General features: G+C 65.2%; 1 protein-coding gene. It reads left to right on the top strand.

Features of this window, described 5'->3' with window-relative positions; genetic code table 11:
* Positions 1-65: 65 nt before the first annotated feature.
* The coding region (locus tag SB754_RS19360) for a SpoIID/LytB domain-containing protein (RefSeq protein WP_410784032.1) at positions 66-397 on the top strand (332 nt) is incomplete at its 3' end.

A 397-nucleotide genomic window follows, 5' to 3' on the forward strand; every position in this document is an offset into this window, starting at 1 on the left:
CGGTAATTCTCACAGGCGAGTCGTCGGTCAATGTCTTCGCGGACGCCGGAATGAGGGTTGGTGATGTGGTGGTGGCACCCGGGCAGGCCGTGAGCCTGACGGGTTCCACCGCCACCATCACCACCGGCTGTGGTGGCGGCGTGGTCCAGTCCGTCGAAATCCCCCGATCCCTGGTCTCGCCGGTCACGCCCGGCCCTGGACGCCCGCTACCGGAACTACTCCGGATGTGCGGTTCTGATCAGACTTTCCGTGGCTCACTCGGTTTCGATGGCAGCAACGTGATCAACGTTGTCCCCCTTGATGATTACGTCAAAGGTGTGGTGCCGAAGGAGAGCATCGTGGCCTGGGCCGATGAGGGCGGCGCCGAGGCGCTCAAGGCGCAGGCCGTCGCCGCCCG

The organism is Leifsonia sp. SIMBA_070 (assembly GCF_046534635.1).
Classification (GTDB): Bacteria; Actinomycetota; Actinomycetes; order Actinomycetales; family Microbacteriaceae; genus Leifsonia.